We start from the raw sequence: 18,672 nt of genomic DNA, 5'->3' as shown, positions 1-18,672 counted from the left end.
CCATTTTTATATTTGGCGGCCTGATCTATCAGCGTGGTCGCCTCTGTTTCGGCTAATCTGCCATCTCGTTTAACAGTTCGGTCTGCTCTGCCGGTACTGGCGTGAACTGCACGCGCTTCACGTCGTCAGGAGCGAAGTAAAGCCACTCGCCCGTTTCGGTCGCCAGCGGCACAAAGCCGTTCACCAGCTCAGGCTGACGTCGTGACATCTTGCCCGTGAAGGTTTCGCCTGTTTGGGTGGTTAGCGTGATTTGGTAGATGTCGGACATTGAGAGCCTCTTTATCCGCTTGTGAAGTCCAACATGTTGGACAAAGTGATATCTGCATTAAAGACCACTCCTAATGGAAGGGATCCGCAGCAAAATAATTAGAGACCACTATAGAACCTGAGATTCGAAACTGACTTAGGTTAAACATTCGGAACCGTACAGCCTTAAGAAGGAGAAATCATGCAATTCATTAATAGTTTCGCACCAGCAATCAACGACATCATCCATCTCATTTGTCTGCTGATTGCACAGCATTACGGCGTTCTTCAATACTTCTAATCCCCGCCTTATCCAGATTGCACTGCCCCAGCGCCGTATAGAGCTGAGCGTTTAACTCCAGACTTGCCTGCCACGTGAACGGAACCACCATTCCGGGGATCGGCGTGTCTGCTGTCAGGTCAGCGCTTATCGGCACCACTGGAGCCGGAACGTAAACTGTCTGCGTATTCCCGCAGGCTGTCAGCAGCAGCAGAAGGAACAAGCTGGTTAGCGCACGGATCGCCTTCAAGCGCCTGTTTGATGTAGACAATGCGTGTCTCGCTCTTTTGAGCCAGTTCGTTCTTTGCATTCTGGGTAGCCTGTGAGATGTCACGGATGAGGTTCATCGTGGTGATCACGTTGCTGGTGATCGCCTCCGATGTTTCTGCCCTGACCGTCGCTTTATCGAGCTGATCTCGGTATTCCAAGGCACTCTGTCTATAGTGGCGCATAATTAATGCCATCAGAGCAATCAGCGCCACGACAGCTATATGCACCCAGTAACGCTTTACCAGCGCGCTAATCACGACAGAAACAGAGCGCGCTCCGCCTCACGCCGACGAGTCAGCCCGTTAAGGACTTTGCCGCCAGCTTTGTTCCAGCGCAGGAACTCATCGGCAGCGCCAGCGTAATCACCGGCGTTGAGTTTTCGCAGAAGGGTCGATGTCGACAGTGACCTGGCGCCGAGGTTGTACGTGAACGACACCAGGGCGTCGAATTGCCCCTGAGTCAGGCCAACTTTGACCAGGCGGGACACATCGCTTTCGTAGCTGACCAGCCCAGTTTTCAGCAGACGCTCTGCCGTTTCCTGCTTAATCGTCATCCCGGCGCAGATTGGTTTACCGTCGACAGGCTGAGTCCAGCCATAGCCAATCGTCCACACTCCGACGCTGTCCTGGTACGCGGTGAGTTTGCAGCCTTCGAACTGCTTGATCAGGGCAATGCCTTTCTCACTGGTTTGCATTCTTCATCCCCGTCAGGCGTTCCCAGAAGTACGTCAGTGCCACTGAGCCCATCGCTCCGCTGATACCAGACGTAACCAGAATCATGTAAAGGCTCAGCCCACTTTCAACGCTGATCAGCCCACCAATGAGACCGGTAAAACCGGACACTGCAATTTGTGCCAGCGCGTTAATCCAGCTCCAGGTGGCTTTGTTCTGCTTCACGTCAATAAGGTATCGGACCAGGCCGCCCCAGCATGACAGGGCAAGGACAATCAGCCATGACACTCCGGCAATGCTTTCTTTATCTTGCATACGTTTAGCCATATCACCTCCGAAAAACGGGGTGCTGTTTGTGTAGTGGGGAAAGGCCGTCAGACACGATAGATACGTGGCATCTGGAATTGATTGTCTGCGGCCTGAATAAAAAACCCGGCGACAGGCCGGGAAGATGAGGGTAAGGCAATGTCGGCTCTATGGCCGAAGGGTCCCAGGTACTGGGTTTGGGTCGCCCGTCTGGATTCGAACCAGCAATCAACCAATTATGATTTGGGAGCTTTACCGCTTAGCTACAGGAAAATAAAAAGGCCGCCTGAGCGACCTGTCTGTTGAGTTGCAACTTCACCACATTTTGAGCCCACGTAAAAAGCCTCTTAGGCCTTCAGCGTGCCTCCTGTAATGCGATGTGCACTCATCGATAACATCATGAGCTGACACAAAGCGAAGCGACTTACAACCGACCTCTTTGTGCAACTTGTTTTTGACGTTGAATATTCGAACACTAAAAGCATCATCCACCTTTCTGATTTCGTAACGATAGGTGATGTTGTTAGTGCCGCCAACGTAAAGCTGGAAGTTCTTCATGATGAGGCCTCTCTGTTTTAACTGGAGGCCACATTTTACATAAGTAAAAAATGATTTTTAACTTTTAACGACCATTTGGTTTACAGAAAGCACAATAAACAAAGCCCCGCACGATGGCGAGGCTCTTAATTCTTTGTCGACCTACGAAGCTATGGCGACGATATCAGATTTACATGAAATATATGCGTTTCAGTTCGGTTTTGCAAGAGTTGCGTGCGAATTTGTCGCCTTTTGTTGTGAACGTGATCGCGTTACTGAGATAAGCGCACCGCTATCGATCCGCTTAAATGTGGTCCGCATAGTCAGCCAGTGAGGCAGATACGTTTCCGTCCAGGTGGACTTCGCCACGCCAGCCATTTCTGCCAGCGCCTGATATTCGTACGTCTCACGCCCCGCCAACTCCGCTTTGACGTCCTGCGCCGCCAGCCAGATAAGTTTCTTCAGGCGTTCCATCGTCTTGCCGGCCACCTTCTTCGCGCCGAGTTGCTCCCTGAACTCTGCCCACGCCCACTGAGTTATCGCCACCTGGTACTCGAAGCGGATATTCTCGCTGTAGTTCCACAGCAGCCACGCTTTCTGATGCTCATCCAGTGACAGCACGGCGCGGCGCCATGACGCTGTACCGAACTCTACCGGGCTGACCAGCGCGATGGATGAGCCCTTGGCGCGCGACTGGCTGCCGCTCATCGGCGTCCCCTCAGGGTTCACTTTCCGACCGGTGACCGGGTCGGTGATTTTCTTCCGGCCCCGGCTGCGCGCTGTCGCGGTGAATTGCGCGTTCTCTGCGAAAGCTACCAGTTGCCCTTTCGTAGCACCGCTCAGATCTGCGGTCGCCACAATGAGCTGCTGACGTACGTATTCCAGTTGCTGACTGTTCATGCGGCTTCCTTCTGTGGCTGGTTGGTTTTGGTCTGGCTGTGCTTGGCTACTGGCGGCAGGTTGGCGCGCTTAACGCTTTCGGCCTGGTACTTTTCGAAATCAGCTCTGGTCATGATTCCACCACTCCCGTGCTGACTTTCTGTATTCAGGGGTTTCTGTCTGACAGATAATTTCCGCTCGATCGCCGCTTATCAGTTCGCGAGCTTTTGCATACAGCCTTTCTCTTTTAGAAAGCTGCGTCGTTTCATACCAAGTGCTGGCAACGAACTTTCTCGCTTCAGCTGGAGTGAATGCCTTCATGCAGCCTCCCGCTGTTTAAGTGCTTTTAGCTTCGCGCGGTACTCGTCACGAAGGCGGATGTAATCTTCACGCTTCCATTTCGGTAGCTCGTGTGGGCCCATCAGCGCATCAAACCGAGCCTGCCCTATCTTCTGAATGAGTGCAGGTCGGTAGTTGATGAGGTTCCCTGAGAGATGGTTATTGCAGGGGGCACATTGCCGATGACAGTTGTCTTCGTCGAAGCGTAACTCTGGATTAGCCCCGGTCGTGCGGAAGTGGCCGGCATGGTACTGGCCTTCGTGGTGGCGGCCACAGCTTATGCAAGGCAAATGGCGGTCGCGGTAGCGGATAAACTCGTTAAAAGCCTGCTGAGCCTGCTTGATGAAGTAGCTGAGCGGTTTAACCTGTTGCTTCTTCTCAGCAAGGCGCCGGCGATCTGCTTTCTCAGCTTCATGCTGCTCCTTGATGCGTTTCGCCGCGGCCTTAACCCTCTCCTTCTCGCGTTCTTCCATCGCGAGGATTGCGCCGTGCTCCGGGCTGCACCAGCGGATCCGGATGTCGTGGAATTTCGGCAAGAAGTATTCACCGCATACTTTGCACTTACGGCGGGATGGTTTACGCATGTTTCCTCCGTGCCGCGAGGCGCAGCCATTTCTGATCAACTAGGCGGGCGGTGTAGCCCTTAAGGGTCGGGATATCGGACGGCTTAACCACGGCCTTACGCTTGCGGCGCGCCGGAACGTTGAAGATGTGATTTGTGATGACGCGCGCGAGAGGACTACCCACGGGAAGACCTCCACTCTTGCGCCCAGGCGATGCGCCTATTGGATGCTTCGGAGAACTTCACGCCGCGGTCGGTGCCGAACCAGTAAATTGCCTCAATGACGTCGACCATGTAGCGCTTGCTGGATTTGGATGTGCGGACGCCGAAATAAACGCGGCCGCCGTTGATGCCCGGCGCGGATTTCTGCTCCTGGTCCTGAGTCTGATTCACCAGAACGGTGATCAGGTCCTTCCACTCTTCGCGGGTCAGCTTTTCGCCGTGCCAAACCACCTGGTCAGACAGGTCTTTCAGCAGCGGCCACATCAGGCGGTTTTGCTTGTCTGTGCGGGTCTCCTCCCGGGCCTCGACCACCATCGGCGCGCGAGGGTTTACTGGCAGGGTGCGAATGTACGCTATGAGGTTGTCTTTAACGGTGTCGTTAACGATGCAGTAGTGCTGCTTCATACGCCACCTCCGAGAGGTAACGCAGAATGCAGAAAATCGCAGGTGCATTTCTGCATCTGTGGCAAGGTGAGGAGTTCAGATTGTGGTCGCATTTAAGTCCCCTTAAATGCGCAGAAGTCACCGGAGTTGTTCAGGCTCCGATGACATGATTATGGACGGTTGATTCAACAAAATCAACGTAAGAGAAAGGCCTCCGGAGAGGCCAATGAGTTAGTCGTCCACGCGTTTAAAGCACAGCGGGCAAACATCATTTCCACCGTGCTCTTCGTATGCGCCTTTAACGGCATCAGTCATCTCTTTAAAATTTTCAAATGGATGACCACCATTGCTTTTTTTATAAGCTCCAGCTGCGTATTTATAGATGTTAGCCTCATCTACGCCTTCATCAACATAAGCGCCCTCATGATGGGGGCACTGCGTTAAAGCGCCAACCCTACCAAGCATCTCCAATGCCCAACACTCTTGTTTCATGCAAAGTTGATCGATACTCATAACGCCTCCTGTTGGTCTTACATCGCCAAATGAATGTACCACCAAGAAAGAGGAAATGAAGCTGTTAAATTGTAAAACATGTGTATATATCAATGAGTTAAAATAGTTTGCTATTTTTTCTTACAGCCTTTCTGCATCGAATGGGTTAGGCATCATGAGACACCACTGTTGGCGAACTTAATGGGCAGGCGATACCGATCGGGTGCTTACCATTGCAGATAAAGCACCGCATCTCGCTAAGCACCTGAGGATATGTATTGATCGTCTTCGGAGGATTGTCCTCGCTCAATGCATCACGGAACGCGACCGCAACAACCCTCCCGCCGAAAGCTTCCATATGGGCATGTACTGGCGGCTCCTTGCCGTCTTCGAACTCAATGACGAAAGTAAACTTGCCCATCACTTCACCTCCTGCCGCGGTGCTGCTGCCCACTGCTTACATGCCTCAATCTGCTCTTCTGTGAAGTATGAAAATGCTCCCTCATCACTCCATCCGACACTACGAAAGTTTTCAGGTAACGGCCCTTTTTTCTTACGCTCGCAACAATAAAACTCAACACAGTCAGCTATCGGAACAGGCCTAGTAAACTTCCATGTAAACCCCGCTTTCCTCATTAACTCCCTTGGCTCTCCACTGAAGTAACTAATGATTATTCTCTTGAATTTTGGCATCCAATTACTCCTGCTGCGGTGCTGACGTTTCAAAGACCAGATCATTACCACCGCATGCAGGGCATTTGACGTCCTCAATCAAGTTACCTTTCACGAATTCCGTGTGCTTGCACTGCTGGCAAGTCATTTTCATCTCAGTTTTGAATTGGTATCCAACTTCGCTACCTGAGAAGTTATTGCCGTAAATTTTTAAACCCATTATTTAGTCTCCTGCCGCGACGCGTAACTGTCTAACTAGTGCTGAATCCCTGTTAATTGGAACAAGGGTTTCTGGATATTCATCCATGACAGCAAGCAAGCCATTTACAACATCCGTCAACTCATCACGATTACTTCCACGTTCGGCACCCTGAAGCATGGCGGCGCGTATTGTGCGAGCAATGTGTTCACGAAGCTGCTGGCTCCCGTGATACTTGAATGCTATATCACGCAGCTCGTTCACCAGCTCACGGATCTGATGGTCTTTCATTCCTACCGGCGCTGGCGGTGCGGGGTATAACGGTGTGCCATGCGGTAGGTCATTAAAGCTAGGCTTCTTGCTGATACCTCCACTACCTGAACGCTCGTCACGTAATGCCACCGCCTCCGCTTCGAGCGATGCCAGCGCCCGCTTCATCGCCGCAAGCGCCATGGCCGCATCTTCGTTTACAACTCCGGGCACTGCATCGCGCTCTTCTTCAAGCTCCGCGATTGTCTGCTGGAGCCATTCTTTGGTTAATGTCATGGGTTAGTCCTCAACCTTGCTGCCGCACAGTGGGCAGTAAAAGAATTTACGAGCGAAGCCAGGGTGCGGAATAGCAAAGCGCTTTGTCTTCTCATTCCAGTCTTCGATTAATTTTTCAAAATCGGCTTCGGCAGCCTTCCAGTCACCGGCGAGGATCGACTTTGTGCCGATAATTCCGACGGCACAGCGATCACATTTATCAGCCATATCACTCTCCTTTACCGGCTGCGGCTGCCATCATTTGCAGATATTCGTCTGCATCCTGAACCCATTGACCACCAACGCCGTAATATCTGTGTGTGATTATGTCGATGGTTGCCATAGGGTCATGCTCAAGTAGTTGGCGCAGAAAGCCTTCGAGGTCGCCAGCGCTGTGCTTGATTACTGGAGACCTTCCGGGATGACGAACAACGAGGAATTGATTACCCTCTTCACGCACCTCCTGTGCCTCCAGCTCAGCAATCCTCTTTTCCTTGGCTTCCAGCTCATCCAGCAGCGCCAGCACATCCCGAGTGGGGACCATGAAGTTCGGCATGAAGTTATCTTTCGCTTTTTCTGCTGTTAGGCGCAGCCCCAGTTTGTCGATGTTGCTCATTGTTCATCCCCTTGGCGAACGCCGATGGCGAAGCTACGCAGCCCCTGCTGCACCCATGTTGAAAATTGGTCGCTTTTGGCTGCCATATCCACACCCTGCGCCCGCACTTCAGCCAGGAAAGCGTCGGTCGCTGGGGTTGAATCAAGCACTTCACAAACATCGTCGTTCTTGCCATCGCGCTCAGTTCGGCAATATCCGCACATGATGTAACTGTCAGCATGCTTTTCAATCGCTGACTTCAGCCCCGCATTCTCCGCAGCCAGCGCCGCGCACTTGGCTTCCAGTTCTTCGTATGTTGGTTTCATGCGGCAGATCCTTCAAATTGGTAAGAAATTTTAATTCCCAGCTTTTTAGCCATGGCATGCTCAGCGACGGCACCTTCCGACTCTTTCCACCCATGCAGCATGTGAATGGCGTCGGCGCAGCGAAGCATCGCCAGGCAGATGTCCATATACTCACGCTGAGATAAACCATCCGGGAGCGTGGCCGGATTTAATGCCACATGACCACCTGATAACATCTGCTGTGCTACTGCGTTAAACATCGGACGGTTGTAGTTTTCGTAACCCGTCATTGGTCCTGCGATGTAAATTTTCATACCCCTACCCTCCCCCAAACCATCAATACTCGCTTCATAGCCGCGCTGTTGCGGCACTCCTGAAATATTCCGTTGGTGCAGCTGCGCGCGGTGCCATCCTGTTCTTCTGGCGTCGCCAGGCGATAAGTCACCGTTCGCCAGACCTTGTTCACCCGGACAATCTTGCGGGCCCGCTCCAGATCGATAGCGTTCTTCGTGATGCAGTTGATGGTCATGCCGCACTCTGTGGCCACATCCTTCGCGGTGAAGGTCCGGTGCGTTTCGAGATAACGCAGGATTGCCTGTTTGCCTTTCATTGGATAAGCCCTCTCTCTTTCCCGCGCTGATACTCTTCCCAAAGCCATTGGGCCGGGGTTAGAGCTCCGAGAGTCGCTGCGTTTGGCATGCACCCGAAGCTTTTTCCTTCCGGGTGATAACCGGCCTGACGGCTCACGTGATTTGTCGGGATCACTTCATCAGAATTCTCGAGCGCCAGGATGGGAGATGGTATTTTTTCCCCACCAGCAACTTTCAGCGCCCATTCCTCAAGTTTTTTTGACGCGTATTTTTCAGTTTCAGCCTCGCTCAGCTGGCGCTGGTACATCGCTCTGCGCGTATCGGTCACAATCCAGTACATGACGTCATGAGACCACGGGAAAGCTTCTGCTCCGCCGGTATGCAGCCCTTTTTCGCGGCTATACCGATGAAACTCATTCATCACATCAGCCAGGCCAATGCCAAGCACCGTGCCGCTATCCTTGCACCATTTGATGAATTGCCCCGGCGACGGCCAGAAAGGTGATTCACTGGCGCGGGCGTGCCGTACTCCGGCAGAAAGCTGTTCGCGTGTGCGGATCCCATTCTCTGAAAACGCTGCGATCCACTGACGCTTTGCCGTTTTCTCGTCTGCGTCAGTTTTCAGGTTTGTCTGCGTAGACGCAGGGAAAATCTGCTTCAGCTGCCGAAAGAGAGAATCAACAAGCCCCTCAGCCTCAGGGTTGATAACCTTCTGCTGGTCGTTACTTCCGTTCGCCATTCTGGAAAGTAGCGCGCCATCACGGCCGTTAACGGCTTGCATAATCTGATTATTCACAGGAAGTCCTCCCATCCCTCGCGGCTGTTCCAGTGAGGCGCTTCCTGCTCGGCACGACCACGCTTAGCCAGCGGGTTAACCCTGGCATTCCGGATCCAGACTCTGAAAGCCGAATTCCAGTCGATTAGCTGCGTGCCACGGGAAAGGTGATAGTCCCGGAAGTTCAGCAGCTCAGTTTCAATGCTCACCCCCTTCTCGGCAGCCATGGCAATGTGATCTGCCGACGGCTTAAACAGGGGCGGGAATGGAATCTCCCCGTTTGGTGAAATACCGATCCGACGTTTAGCGGCTTCGCTCATAAAACCTTCGCGCCCAGAGAGAGAGTTAGGTTCAATGACTGGTTCAAAAGAGTGACTGGTTCTGGTGCCATCTGGTGGCACAGGGGGTGTGCCATCTGATGGCATAGGGGGTGCTTCGTCGTGGCATACCCCTGTGCCATTTAATGGCATAGGGGTGGCATCTAATTTGAGGTAATACACATTTGACGTGTTACCTTTTCCGTTGTTGACGCCGACACGGTTCTCACGCTTGATAAGACCCATTTCTTCAAGCGCATCAATATGGTTACGAACAGCCGTTCGGCTGCATTCGCATTGGTCGGCGATGTGTTGATACGAAGGCCAGCATTCGCCTTTGTCGTTGGCGTTATCAGCCAGCTTAATCAGGACGAGCTTACGCAGTGAGTTTCCCACTTTGACCCCCATTGCTTTCGCCATAAGTGACATGCTCACGTGCTACCTCCGGTTTGTTTACTCTCTTTGATTTACTTGGCATAATTGCCTCGCAATTGACTGACGTTTATTGCACCTGAAAGCCGTTGGTGTTACAGCACCGCGGCTTTCGCCATTTCTGTACTTCTCACATAACCCCCAGCATCGACGTGACCATCGTCATCAACGGTCCTGCCTGCTCCGGCATGAGGCGGAACAGCGACGCAATACCCTCGCTTACCTCTTTCAGCTTCTGATGCTCTGGAGCGTCCAGTAGCACGGCCTGTTTAGCTTCGGCGCACTCTTTCATCGCAGAGGCGATCAGCGACATCGTGTCGTTCTGCGGCGCCAGGCGGTTGCGAAATTCCAGCGGCAGCACGGCCATGATTGCGGGCGTCAGCTGGCGCACGTTCTCGCGGTACTGCTCAGAGTCGAAACGGTTATCCAGAAAGCGAAAAAGTTTCTGGCGCGCCCTGCTGATGTCTTCCGGGAAGCTGATGGCGGTCCCGCCCTGCTCCCGGTATTCGTTGATGATCAGCGCCGAAACGACGTCCTGATTGTCCAGCGCCGACGACCATGCCCGAACCGCATCGCGGATCTTTTCGTGGTCTGGCGCCGCTTTAGCTTGAGCGCGGTTTATCATCGCTCCCGGGTGTATTCCGGTATTGTGTTGATACGCAAGTGAATGCATTGCTTTCCCTTTCGTGGTTAGGGCCGCCAATTAGGCGGCGTTGTTGCTGATTGGTGGAAAAACGTCATCAACGCTTACTGAAGCGCCATGCTTATTCAGAGCTGCAACAATCGCCCGGCACTGCTCAAGGCTTAAGCTGCGTTTATTTTTTTCGTAATGGCAAACCGCACCTGTCGACAGGTTCAGCTCTTCGGCAATCTGTCGCTGAGTCAAACCGATGTTTCTGCGGATTTTTCGGATATTGTTCATGTCGGGTCTCCTTTAAACAACTTAAATATACGTTTTGTATTCTTTGTTCGCAAGTAAAATATACGAATTGTGGCTCGCGCAAATATATACAACTTGTATCATTCGGGTATGACTATGAAATGGTACGACTTAGCTAAGACCCTGATGAAAAGTCAGGGCATCAATCAGGAACAGCTGGCGGAGCACCTCGGTATTACTAAAGGTGCGGTAAGTCATTGGCTGAACGCTCGGCGTGAGCCAAGCCTTTCCGAGATCGCAAAAATATTGCAGTTCCTTGGCAAAAAGAACTTCTCCGTAGGAGCTGGCGGTATGATCATTGACGACACGCTTAAGGGTGATGTGGAGTACGCTGGCCCCTACAATCCTGGTAACAAGTATCCAGTAATCAGCAGTGTCCAGGCTGGTTCATGGTGCGAAGCGGTTGAGCCATACACCCTAAAAGATATAGATCTGTGGCTTGAGTCGAATGCTCACATTCAGGGTGACGCGTTCTGGTTGCTCGTTGAGGGCGAGTCAATGACAGCCCCTACTGGCTTGAGCATACCTGAAGGAACCTATGTACTTTTCGACACCGGTAGAGATGCGGTAAATGGCAGTCTGGTAATAGCAAAGCTATCCGATTCGAACGAGGCAACATTTAAGAAGCTGGTGATCGATGGTGGGCAGAAGTACCTGAAGGGCCTTAACCCGCAATGGCCACTCGTGCCGATTAATGGTAACTGTCGAATTATCGGTGTTGCTGTAGAGACGAAGATGCGGCTGGTCTGATCGGCAAGGTGTTCTGGTCGGCGTATAGTAGGTAGATGGTCATCCCTCTATGGTTGACAATAGTAAAATATACAATTTTGTGTTGACGGCCTAGTTAACTTGGCATAGATTTATCAAACCAAGCCCAGCCCCGTTCGCAGACAATTGTTAATATCTGCATAACGGCTCTGGGCTATTTTTTTTGGGATTTTTATGAAGAAGGCAGCAATTTTAATTGATGCAGGATTTTTCATGCAAAGGGTGCACTCGACGCATCGTAAGCACTTTGCTGAACATGAGCTTACAGCGCAGTGCATCATGAAAGTCATATGGTCTATGGTTCTTTCCCATTTAAACGGAAAGCGGCAATCTCAAGAACGGAGAGATCCTCTTGAACTTTATAGAATTTACTTTTATGACTGCCCACCTTTAGACATTCAAACCCGCCTCCCGCTTCCAGACCCGGGAAACAAGACGACTGGCCGCAAAAACTTTAAGCTTGAGAAATCTTATATTTTGAGAACCGAGCTGCATGAAGAATTAAGAAAAACTCGGAAAACAGCCTTAAGGCTTGGTCATCTCGTTGATAATAAGCGCTGGCAGTTGACAACTTTCTCCCTTGACGCGCTTATGAAAGGGACGAAGAAATGGGATCAACTGACTAATGATGACTTTTACTATGACATTAAGCAAAAACAGGTGGACATCAAGCTTGGAATGGACATAACCACTCTGGCTTATGAAAAACTTGTTGATGTTATTGTACTAGTCGCTGGCGATTCAGATTTTGTACCCGCAGCTAAACACGCCAGGATTAAAGGGATTGACTTCATTCTCGATCCACTCAGGCAGAATGTTACGCCTTCTTTGTCGGAACACATTGATGGGGTCCAGTCATATAGTTTGATATCAGGCCTTGCCGACGCTTTGCATGCTGAGCCCAACCCAGCCCCTGAATGGTGGGAAGACCGCAAAAAAGGGAAGGCCAGGGGTAAGAGTAATAGCGGCAAGCGCGAATATGGAAGCACCCAAGTTGATGCAGCAAAGAAGCACCAAAGGAATAAGCGTTAGTCTATTAAGCCCGGCCACCGCGCCGGGTTTTTTATTGCCCACCCATAAAGCTATCCCCCATTCTGCCGATAACTATCCAGCCTGAAGCTGATAACAATAACTATCGCAACACTACCTGCCCGCCCGTGCGGGCTTTTTTATTGCCCCTTCCTCACCAACTCCGCATCATCCCTGTTAGCTCCCTTCCCTATCACGTTTCCTGTTTCCTTCCGGTACTGCTTCAGCTTGTCGATGATGTTTTGCTGGGTAATGGGTAAATCAGCCAGTGACAACTCCATGACCGCCCGCCCCATCGCCTGAATTTTCATGCTTATACGCTCTTCATCCAGAACCATGCACATCCCTCCTGCTGTTTTTTTAAGCGTAGCACTGGTATTTAAAAAAATAAATCACCTTAGAATACAATTTGTTATCACAAAACCACCCACCAATTATACATTTCGTATTGCATGATAAGAATACGTTTTGTATATTCAATCCATCGAAACGAAACATCGACAGCTGAGCGAAGTTAGCCAGCGGCGAAGTGGAGATTCGGTCAGTCGAACGGCGCGACAGTAAACCATGCGTCGGACGCCCGGCGGGCTCAGGGAGAGCGGCAATGGTGCGTAACTGGAATGTTTTGTAGTGGGGTGTGGCTGGGCCTGCATGGACTGATCACCCATGAAAACTTCGGTTCGAATCCGGAGCACTCCACCACAAAGCATTTCTCCCGCATCAGCGGGTAACTACAGAGCCAACCTCAAGCACCGGGCGCCGATGCTTGGTGATGGTAATACTGCCATCTCAACCGCACAGGAGACGATGATCGTGTTCTGGTTGGATTGGAAAAGTCTTCTTGGCCCGCCAGCGCGCGGGCATTTTTTTGGAGGTTGCATGTTTGCTACTGACATCTCACTGAAATACGGCACTCATCAGCCAGAGACGATTCTGGAAACAATGCCGATTGAAGAAGCCTCCGAAATCATCAAGGAGAAGCTTCGTGATGAAGTGCGCCAGGAACTCGAGTGCGAGTATGGCGATCGCCTTTATGAGGCTGAAGAAGAGGCATCAAACTGGGAAAGCAGAGCTGATGACTATGAAAGCGATGCGACTTGCCTGGCTAAGGCCATAAGAGAGGCTTTTGAATCTTCGAGCTTTGAAGATGCAAAGGTAATCCTCGAGCGAGCGATGCACGACCACAAATACTATTTCTGAAGACCCGCCACGGCGGGTTTTTTCATACCTCAGTCGCTTCTCCGAGGCGGCTTAGTTATGACAACCGGCGGCCATCCACCGCCCATTGAAACACTGAATAAATGCGTTGAAGTCTTGTATTAACTGTTCCGTTCGCCGCGATAAGGCCAAGAGGATTTATGACAATTGATTTTGCAGTGAAAGCTACAGGTATTGATGTTTCAACAAGTGGTTACCGCGACCACGTCAATTTAGAAGTTCGTGGCGTGGAACTCTCAGACCTTGTCTCTGAAATTGAAGGGAAAGCGCTCTTTCAGGAAATCGATCTTGATGACTACATAGACTGGGCTGAGGCCGCTGGTCACATCGAAGACATTCTTGAACGGCTTGATGTAGATGAAGTTATCGCATGGTTGCGCAGCAACGGGCACCTGGAGACTGAATCATGACAGTCACCCACAACGGCAAGCAGTACACCGCCAAAAAGCTCAACGATAACGAGTGGCAGCTGACGTCGGTATCGGCACCGCGGGAAAAACTGGTGCTGAACCGCTGGCAGATGCATATCGCTGGCCTCCTGAAACAGGTTGAGGTGAAGGTATGATCAACCATTACGGCACCACCCCACTCATTCGCCAATGCGTCACGCCCGGCATGATGGCAATGCATGAAGGCCGAACTTATCGCGTCTCAGCAGTCATTCAGGAGCGAAAATGGGTATACCTGCACACCGATGCAGAAATCATCCGCCTCAGTGACTGCGTGATTGACGTTCTTCTGGACGGTCACGGCAACCCTATCCAGCACTAACCACCCTATTCAACCGATCGGCCTGGCTTCTGCGGGCGGGATCTGCACATCCAAATTTCAGGAGTTCAGCCATGAACGCATACCTCACTTACGACCGAATCGAAGAACGGCGCTGGGTTGAGCAGCAGCTCACCGACGAGAAGGAGAAGTGGATCGACGACAGGGCACAGCAAATCATCGACATGATGCCAAATGAGCCGTCCGGCCTCTTCCACTTCACGATCCCGATTGACTCCAGTCCATACGAAGGACTTCGCAGCGATAAAGCTGGCGAGGCCTACAACGATTTCATTTCGGCAGTTGCTTACGCCCAGGCGGAATACGACTGGGAACACCGTACCGGCTGCCCGTTTTAATTTTGAGGGGATTAACGATGGCAAACGAATTAACAATCACGGCGAGTGCGCTGGCGGAAAAAGGTATCGACGTCGCTACCTGGAGCGCGCTGAAGAACAGTATCTACCCTGGCGCCAAAGACGAATCGGTAATGATGGCGCTCGATTACTGCCGTGCCCGCCAACTGGATCCACTACTGAAGCCTGTCCACTTGGTGCCGATGAGCGTCAAAGACTCAAGAACGGGTAAAAGCGAATGGCGCGACGTGGTCATGCCGGGAATCGGGCTTTACCGTATTCAGGCAGACCGTTCCGGCGATTATGCCGGCGCCCGCGAACCAGAGTTCGGTCCAGACACGACGCAGACGCTTTCTGGTGTCGAGGTAACCTTCCCTCAGTGGTGCAAATACACCGTCTACAAGCGCATGCCTAGCGGAGAGATCGTCGAGTTCAGCGCCAAAGAATACTGGATTGAAAACTACGCCACCGGCGGACGCGACACCACGGCGCCGAACGCGATGTGGAAAAAGCGCCCATACGGCCAGCTGGCTAAATGCGCAGAAGCCCAGGCGTTGCGTAAGGCATGGCCTGAGATTGGACAGCAGCCTACCGCCGAAGAAATGGAAGGAAAATCACTGGATGTTGATATCCGTGACGTCACTCCCCGCAGCACAACAGAATCACTTCCACCAGCAGCAAGCGAAGAAACACTCCAGGCGATCACCGATCTCTTAACAGCCCTGGATAAAGACTGGGAGAAAGACTTCCTCCCACTGTGCAGCGACATCTTCAAACGGCAAATTCTTGAGGCGTCAGAACTCACTGAAGAAGAGGCGCAGAAAGGGTTTGGCTTCCTTCAGAAAAGGGCTAAGGCGGCAGCATGACACCAGAAATTATCCTTGCCCGGACCGGTATTGACGTAACCACTATTCAGCAAGGCGACGAGGCGTGGCACAGGCTGCGCCTCGGCGTTATCACCGCCTCTGAAGTGCACAACGTCATCGCCAAGCCAAGATCGGGAAAGAAGTGGACAGACATGAAAATGTCCTACTTCCACACGCTGCTCGCCGAGGTATGCACCGGCGTCGCGCCAGAGGTTAACGCCAAGGCGCTGGCCTGGGGCAAGCAATACGAAGAAGACGCCCGCACCCTCTTCGAGTTCACCACCGACGTGAAAGTCACGGAGTCTCCGATCCTGTTCCGTGACGAGAGCATGCGCACTGCATGCTCCCCTGACGGCCTTTGCAGTAATGATTTCGGCCTCGAATTGAAATGCCCGTTCACATCCCGCGACTTCATGAAATTCCGCCTTGGCGGTTTCGAAGCCATCAAGTCTGCGTACATGGCCCAGGTGCAGTACAGCATGTGGGTGACGGGAAAAGAGGCCTGGTTCTTTGCCAACTACGACCCGCGCATGAAGCGCGAAGGCATTCACCACGTCGTCGTTGAACGGGATTCGCAGTACATGACCGATTTCAACGAAATGGTGCCGGAGTTTATCGAGAAGATGGACGAGGCGCTGGCGGAGATCGGCTTCACATTCGGGGAGCAGTGGAAATGAAACGCACACCCTTCTACCGCAGGCCCGGGCGAACCGGACAATTCTCCGGCCTTCGTGAGCGCGTTATCTGGATGATTCAGACGCGCGGCCGCCCGGTAACCGGCAGCGAAATCGCTGAGAAGTTTGGCGTAACGCTCATCGAGTTTAACCGGGTAGCAAACGGTATTACCCGCGGCTCCGGACAGATAGCGCAGATCGTTGAGTCGGAAAAGTGGATCAACGAGGACGGCATCTGCGACCGGACTTTCGACCTCGTCACGAAGCCGAAGGTTGTAACGCCGCAAGGTAAATCGCGCCTGTTCACCCGGCGCGCTATAGAGCAATCGCAGGAAGGCAGACGGCAGGAGTGCATAGCGCGTGCCGCCCGCCGTCGCCGCCTAATTGCTAAGGGCCTCTACATTGACGAAATGGAGTCCATCCTATGACTCACGCTCACGACGACATCAGGGTTGGCACACTATGCCTTCCCTTCATTGGTAACGGCTGGCTAATGCCATGGGGTGAAGTGGTCAGCAATCCATTAAAGGACCAGCTCGCTGAGGAATATCGGGAAAGGCAGGAGGCGGCATGAGCGAAGAATATGTCAGCGAGCTTGAGCTGGGGAAGTGCGGAGAATATTACGCAATTTTTAAGCTGGCCAAGCAGGGTTTTGTTTGTTTCCCATCAGACCAGGGGTTGCCATACGACATTGTGGTTGAGGCCAACGGTAGGCTCCTTAAGGGGCAAGTTCGCTCGACGCTGAAAATGCGCGATTACGGAAAATCAAAAAGTGTTTACCGGTTCGGCACGAGAACGGGGAAAGGTTATGCCCGTGCCGCGTCACTTAGGACGTGTGACTTCTACGCCTTCGTTGTCATCGATGAAGAGAAGATAGCGTTCATGTCTACGGCGGAGCTAGCCAGCACAAAAAACCCTGGAACGCTTATCCAGACGATGGAGTTTAGATCTTCGAATGGAATTTACCCAGGGAGAGTTTATTCCAACGGCACCCAAAGGATGCTTGATTATTCACGGAATATTGAGAGCTATGAAGATTTCAACCGTGTCGTTTCTCTGATGGGAGGAAGAAGATGCCGAATCAAAAATACAGCTTAATTATGGCCGATCCGCCATGGTCTTACGGCAACACCATCAGTAACGGAGCCGCTGGCGATCACTACTCCACCATGAAGCTCATCGACATAAAGCGCCTGCCTGTGTGGGAGCTTGCCGCCGAAAACGCAGTGCTGGCGATGTGGTACACCGGCACGCATAACCAGGAGGCTATCGAACTGGCCGAGGCCTGGGGATTTACCATTCGCACGATGAAGGGCTTTACCTGGGTGAAGCTGAATCAGAACGCCGAGCTGCGCATCAACAAGGCGCTGGCCGAGGGTGAAATCACCGACTTTTACGACTTCCTCGATCTGCTTAACGCCGAGACGCGTATGAACGGTGGCAACCACACCCGGGCCAATACCGAAGACCTGCTGATTGCCACCCGCGGCGCCGGGCTGGAACGAAAGCACGCAGGGATTAAGCAGGTGGTATACAGCCCGCTCGGAGCGCACAGCGAAAAGCCGTGGGAAGTGCGGCACAGGCTGGAGATGCTCTACGGTGATGTTCCGCGCATTGAGCTGTTTAGCCGCAGCGCGGCGCCAGGCTGGCACCACTGGGGAAACCAGTGCGCCACCGCCGCGGTAGAACTTCTGCCCGGCTGCGCAGTTGAAGTTTTAAAAATGGAGGTGGCATGAATGAGTTGGCTCTTTTCGCAGGCGCTGGCGGGGGAATACTCGGCGGACACCTCCTTGGCTGGCGAACAGTTTGCGCAGTTGAACGTGATGCCTACGCAGCACAAGTTCTCGCGCAACGACAAAACGATGGAATCCTCAGAGCTTTCCCGATTTGGTCTGACGTGTGCAGTTTTGACGGAAAGCCATGGAAGGGAATTGTTGACGTCGTTTCTGGAGGATTTCCGTGCCAGGACATCAGCTCGGCCGGTCGTGGAGCAGGAATCGATGGTGACAAATCAGGCCTATGGAAAGAAATGGCACGAATCATCGATGAGGTACGACCTGAATACGTATTCGTGGAAAACTCACCCCTCCTTATTGGAAGAGGGCTTGCCGTGGTCATCAGTGACCTTGCCGAAATTGGGTTTGATTGCCAGTGGAGTCGTGTTTCAGCAAAAGAACTTGGCGCGCCTCATAAGCGAGACCGTTTGTGGCTGGTCGGGAGAAATGTTCGCTACACCGCAGGCGAGGGATTACCGGTCCGGTTCTCTGGACAGATGGAACGATCCGCGACGCTCACGGAACCTCAACGACCAGGTTGGTGGCCTTCTGAACCCGAGGTGGGAAGAGTGGCTAATGGGGTGGCCCATAGGGTGGACCAAATTAAAGCCCTTGGCAATGGACAGGTTCCTCGAGTGGCAGCAACAGCATTCTCCATGCTCACCAAGCCATGAGGAGGC

Annotated in this window: 38 protein-coding genes, 1 tRNA gene and 2 pseudogenes; 15 read left to right on the top strand and 26 right to left on the bottom strand. The window is 52.4% G+C overall.

From position 1 onward, the window contains the following. Nucleotides 1-52: 52 nt before the first annotated feature. From CU081_RS13810 to CU081_RS13680, 25 genes and pseudogenes are all read right to left on the bottom strand, one after another. The gene (locus tag CU081_RS13810; protein WP_046695771.1) at nt 53-268 is read right to left on the bottom strand and encodes a hypothetical protein; all 216 of its coding nucleotides are present in this window, start codon (nt 266-268) and stop codon (nt 53-55) included. 319 nt (nt 269-587) lie between these two features. Then, nucleotides 588-683 (bottom strand): annotated as a pseudogene (locus CU081_RS26835) (Rz1-like lysis system protein LysC); the annotation flags it as partial. Then, entirely contained in the window at nt 667-1,053 is a 387-nt protein-coding gene (locus CU081_RS13800; protein ID WP_044704953.1) for a DUF2570 domain-containing protein, read from the bottom strand. The pseudogene CU081_RS26835 and the gene CU081_RS13800, both read right to left, overlap by 17 nt. Beyond that, nucleotides 1,050-1,490: a lysozyme gene (locus tag CU081_RS13795; protein ID WP_044704956.1), complete on the bottom strand. Its 441-nt coding sequence runs from the start codon at nt 1,488-1,490 to the stop codon at nt 1,050-1,052. Before CU081_RS13795 ends, CU081_RS13800 begins: the two co-directional genes overlap by 4 nt. Then, nucleotides 1,477-1,782, bottom strand: a complete 306-nt coding sequence (locus CU081_RS13790) for a phage holin family protein (protein ID WP_122008274.1) — start codon at nt 1,780-1,782, stop codon at nt 1,477-1,479. Before CU081_RS13790 ends, CU081_RS13795 begins: the two co-directional genes overlap by 14 nt. A 189-nt stretch (nt 1,783-1,971) precedes the next feature. Further along, nucleotides 1,972-2,046, bottom strand: a tRNA-Ile gene (locus CU081_RS13785). 474 nt (nt 2,047-2,520) lie between these two features. Beyond that, complete coding sequence (locus CU081_RS13775) at nt 2,521-3,210, bottom strand: bacteriophage antitermination protein Q (RefSeq protein WP_058663714.1); 690 nt, start codon at nt 3,208-3,210, stop codon at nt 2,521-2,523. Continuing rightward, a complete protein-coding gene (locus CU081_RS26545) occupies nt 3,207-3,323 on the bottom strand; it encodes a hypothetical protein (protein WP_023330677.1) in 117 nt (38 codons plus the stop codon). Before CU081_RS26545 ends, CU081_RS13775 begins: the two co-directional genes overlap by 4 nt. Further along, nucleotides 3,310-3,510 (bottom strand): hypothetical protein, encoded by a 201-nt coding sequence (locus tag CU081_RS13765; protein WP_072206104.1) that lies wholly within the window; start codon nt 3,508-3,510, stop codon nt 3,310-3,312. Before CU081_RS13765 ends, CU081_RS26545 begins: the two co-directional genes overlap by 14 nt. Further along, nucleotides 3,507-4,112 carry a recombination protein NinG gene (locus CU081_RS13760; RefSeq protein WP_058663713.1) on the bottom strand — a complete coding sequence of 202 codons (606 nt, stop codon included), beginning with the start codon at nt 4,110-4,112 and terminating at the stop codon, nt 3,507-3,509. Before CU081_RS13760 ends, CU081_RS13765 begins: the two co-directional genes overlap by 4 nt. Beyond that, a complete protein-coding gene (locus CU081_RS13755) occupies nt 4,105-4,275 on the bottom strand; it encodes a NinE family protein (protein WP_058663712.1) in 171 nt (56 codons plus the stop codon). Before CU081_RS13755 ends, CU081_RS13760 begins: the two co-directional genes overlap by 8 nt. Next, nucleotides 4,268-4,717, bottom strand: a complete 450-nt coding sequence (locus CU081_RS13750) for a recombination protein NinB (RefSeq protein ID WP_058663711.1) — start codon at nt 4,715-4,717, stop codon at nt 4,268-4,270. The genes CU081_RS13755 and CU081_RS13750 overlap by 8 nt, the downstream gene beginning before the upstream one ends. A gap of 210 nt (nt 4,718-4,927) precedes the next feature. Next, on the bottom strand, nt 4,928-5,209 hold the full coding sequence (locus tag CU081_RS13745; protein WP_023330682.1) for a hypothetical protein: 282 nt from the start codon (nt 5,207-5,209) through the stop codon (nt 4,928-4,930). Nucleotides 5,210-5,354: 145 nt separating this feature from the next. Next, nucleotides 5,355-5,609, bottom strand: coding sequence for a hypothetical protein (locus CU081_RS13740; RefSeq protein ID WP_058663710.1), 255 nt, complete (start codon nt 5,607-5,609; stop codon nt 5,355-5,357). A 276-nt stretch (nt 5,610-5,885) separates the two neighbouring features. Beyond that, nucleotides 5,886-6,080, bottom strand: a complete 195-nt coding sequence (locus tag CU081_RS13730) for a hypothetical protein (RefSeq protein WP_058663708.1) — start codon at nt 6,078-6,080, stop codon at nt 5,886-5,888. A 3-nt stretch (nt 6,081-6,083) separates the two neighbouring features. Beyond that, nucleotides 6,084-6,605: a hypothetical protein gene (locus CU081_RS26540; RefSeq protein WP_058663707.1), complete on the bottom strand. Its 522-nt coding sequence runs from the start codon at nt 6,603-6,605 to the stop codon at nt 6,084-6,086. 3 nt (nt 6,606-6,608) lie between these two features. Beyond that, nucleotides 6,609-6,812, bottom strand: a complete 204-nt coding sequence (locus CU081_RS13720) for a hypothetical protein (protein WP_047724863.1) — start codon at nt 6,810-6,812, stop codon at nt 6,609-6,611. 1 nt (nt 6,813) lies between these two features. Continuing rightward, nucleotides 6,814-7,200 carry an ead/Ea22-like family protein gene (locus CU081_RS13715; protein WP_047724860.1) on the bottom strand — a complete coding sequence of 129 codons (387 nt, stop codon included), beginning with the start codon at nt 7,198-7,200 and terminating at the stop codon, nt 6,814-6,816. Next, nucleotides 7,197-7,505: a hypothetical protein gene (locus CU081_RS13710; protein ID WP_053004007.1), complete on the bottom strand. Its 309-nt coding sequence runs from the start codon at nt 7,503-7,505 to the stop codon at nt 7,197-7,199. Before CU081_RS13710 ends, CU081_RS13715 begins: the two co-directional genes overlap by 4 nt. Further along, entirely contained in the window at nt 7,502-7,798 is a 297-nt protein-coding gene (locus CU081_RS13705) for a DUF4406 domain-containing protein (RefSeq protein ID WP_047724857.1), read from the bottom strand. The genes CU081_RS13710 and CU081_RS13705 overlap by 4 nt, the downstream gene beginning before the upstream one ends. Continuing rightward, nucleotides 7,795-8,094, bottom strand: a complete 300-nt coding sequence (locus CU081_RS13700) for a hypothetical protein (protein ID WP_047724854.1) — start codon at nt 8,092-8,094, stop codon at nt 7,795-7,797. Before CU081_RS13700 ends, CU081_RS13705 begins: the two co-directional genes overlap by 4 nt. Next, nucleotides 8,091-8,885 (bottom strand): replication protein P, encoded by a 795-nt coding sequence (locus CU081_RS13695; protein WP_047724852.1) that lies wholly within the window; start codon nt 8,883-8,885, stop codon nt 8,091-8,093. Before CU081_RS13695 ends, CU081_RS13700 begins: the two co-directional genes overlap by 4 nt. Beyond that, nucleotides 8,867-9,595: a helix-turn-helix domain-containing protein gene (locus CU081_RS13690; RefSeq protein ID WP_047724849.1), complete on the bottom strand. Its 729-nt coding sequence runs from the start codon at nt 9,593-9,595 to the stop codon at nt 8,867-8,869. The genes CU081_RS13695 and CU081_RS13690 overlap by 19 nt, the downstream gene beginning before the upstream one ends. Nucleotides 9,596-9,728: 133 nt before the next feature. Then, a complete protein-coding gene (locus CU081_RS13685; RefSeq protein WP_047724847.1) occupies nt 9,729-10,271 on the bottom strand; it encodes a toxin YdaT domain-containing protein in 543 nt (180 codons plus the stop codon). 30 nt (nt 10,272-10,301) lie between these two features. Then, nucleotides 10,302-10,520 carry a helix-turn-helix transcriptional regulator gene (locus CU081_RS13680; protein ID WP_022650973.1) on the bottom strand — a complete coding sequence of 73 codons (219 nt, stop codon included), beginning with the start codon at nt 10,518-10,520 and terminating at the stop codon, nt 10,302-10,304. A 108-nt stretch (nt 10,521-10,628) separates the two neighbouring features. On the opposite strand from CU081_RS13680, the gene CU081_RS13675 reads away from it, so the two are divergent. From CU081_RS13675 to CU081_RS26530, 3 genes and pseudogenes are all read left to right on the top strand, one after another. Next, on the top strand, nt 10,629-11,288 hold the full coding sequence (locus CU081_RS13675) for a LexA family protein (RefSeq protein ID WP_058663706.1): 660 nt from the start codon (nt 10,629-10,631) through the stop codon (nt 11,286-11,288). Between the two features lie 192 nt (nt 11,289-11,480). Next, a pseudogene (locus CU081_RS26535) lies at nt 11,481-11,834 on the top strand (hypothetical protein); the annotation flags it as partial. A gap of 63 nt (nt 11,835-11,897) precedes the next feature. Then, nucleotides 11,898-12,338 carry an NYN domain-containing protein gene (locus CU081_RS26530; RefSeq protein ID WP_226343055.1) on the top strand — a complete coding sequence of 147 codons (441 nt, stop codon included), beginning with the start codon at nt 11,898-11,900 and terminating at the stop codon, nt 12,336-12,338. A 137-nt stretch (nt 12,339-12,475) separates the two neighbouring features. On the opposite strand, the gene CU081_RS13665 is transcribed toward CU081_RS26530, so the two are convergent. Further along, nucleotides 12,476-12,673, bottom strand: a complete 198-nt coding sequence (locus CU081_RS13665; protein WP_058691551.1) for a hypothetical protein — start codon at nt 12,671-12,673, stop codon at nt 12,476-12,478. Between the two features lie 328 nt (nt 12,674-13,001). Between CU081_RS13665 and CU081_RS13660 the strand changes: the two genes are divergently transcribed. The 12 genes from CU081_RS13660 (at nt 13,002) to CU081_RS13610 (ending at nt 18,666) form a co-directional block, all read left to right on the top strand. Then, a complete protein-coding gene (locus CU081_RS13660) occupies nt 13,002-13,535 on the top strand; it encodes a hypothetical protein (RefSeq protein ID WP_072203011.1) in 534 nt (177 codons plus the stop codon). A gap of 158 nt (nt 13,536-13,693) precedes the next feature. Next, nucleotides 13,694-13,963: a hypothetical protein gene (locus CU081_RS13655; RefSeq protein ID WP_058663634.1), complete on the top strand. Its 270-nt coding sequence runs from the start codon at nt 13,694-13,696 to the stop codon at nt 13,961-13,963. Next, the gene (locus tag CU081_RS26290; RefSeq protein ID WP_057059821.1) at nt 13,960-14,118 is read left to right on the top strand and encodes a hypothetical protein; all 159 of its coding nucleotides are present in this window, start codon (nt 13,960-13,962) and stop codon (nt 14,116-14,118) included. The genes CU081_RS13655 and CU081_RS26290 overlap by 4 nt, the downstream gene beginning before the upstream one ends. Then, nucleotides 14,115-14,324 carry a cell division protein FtsZ gene (locus tag CU081_RS13650; protein ID WP_006809788.1) on the top strand — a complete coding sequence of 70 codons (210 nt, stop codon included), beginning with the start codon at nt 14,115-14,117 and terminating at the stop codon, nt 14,322-14,324. The genes CU081_RS26290 and CU081_RS13650 overlap by 4 nt, the downstream gene beginning before the upstream one ends. Nucleotides 14,325-14,395: 71 nt before the next feature. Continuing rightward, nucleotides 14,396-14,680, top strand: a complete 285-nt coding sequence (gene gamL / locus CU081_RS13645; RefSeq protein WP_045330311.1) for a host nuclease inhibitor GamL — start codon at nt 14,396-14,398, stop codon at nt 14,678-14,680. A gap of 17 nt (nt 14,681-14,697) precedes the next feature. After that, entirely contained in the window at nt 14,698-15,543 is an 846-nt protein-coding gene (bet, locus tag CU081_RS13640; RefSeq protein ID WP_058663635.1) for a phage recombination protein Bet, read from the top strand. After that, the gene (locus CU081_RS13635; protein WP_058663636.1) at nt 15,540-16,220 is read left to right on the top strand and encodes a lambda exonuclease family protein; all 681 of its coding nucleotides are present in this window, start codon (nt 15,540-15,542) and stop codon (nt 16,218-16,220) included. Before bet ends, CU081_RS13635 begins: the two co-directional genes overlap by 4 nt. Beyond that, entirely contained in the window at nt 16,217-16,645 is a 429-nt protein-coding gene (locus CU081_RS13630; RefSeq protein WP_058663637.1) for a hypothetical protein, read from the top strand. The genes CU081_RS13635 and CU081_RS13630 overlap by 4 nt, the downstream gene beginning before the upstream one ends. Beyond that, nucleotides 16,642-16,791, top strand: coding sequence for a DUF1317 family protein (locus CU081_RS13625; protein WP_058663638.1), 150 nt, complete (start codon nt 16,642-16,644; stop codon nt 16,789-16,791). The genes CU081_RS13630 and CU081_RS13625 overlap by 4 nt, the downstream gene beginning before the upstream one ends. Continuing rightward, nucleotides 16,788-17,315, top strand: coding sequence for a hypothetical protein (locus tag CU081_RS13620; RefSeq protein ID WP_058663639.1), 528 nt, complete (start codon nt 16,788-16,790; stop codon nt 17,313-17,315). Before CU081_RS13625 ends, CU081_RS13620 begins: the two co-directional genes overlap by 4 nt. Further along, nucleotides 17,291-17,953, top strand: coding sequence for an MT-A70 family methyltransferase (locus CU081_RS13615; protein ID WP_058663640.1), 663 nt, complete (start codon nt 17,291-17,293; stop codon nt 17,951-17,953). The genes CU081_RS13620 and CU081_RS13615 overlap by 25 nt, the downstream gene beginning before the upstream one ends. Next, entirely contained in the window at nt 17,950-18,666 is a 717-nt protein-coding gene (locus tag CU081_RS13610) for a DNA cytosine methyltransferase (protein WP_072058660.1), read from the top strand. Before CU081_RS13615 ends, CU081_RS13610 begins: the two co-directional genes overlap by 4 nt. Nucleotides 18,667-18,672 lie beyond the last annotated feature (6 nt).

Origin of the sequence: Enterobacter sp. CRENT-193 (assembly GCF_002787395.1) — a bacterium.
Taxonomy (GTDB): Bacteria; Pseudomonadota; Gammaproteobacteria; order Enterobacterales; family Enterobacteriaceae; genus Enterobacter; species Enterobacter hormaechei_C.
The sequence above is the reverse complement of the archived record's forward strand: the minus strand, read 5'-3'. Positions and strand labels throughout refer to the sequence as shown.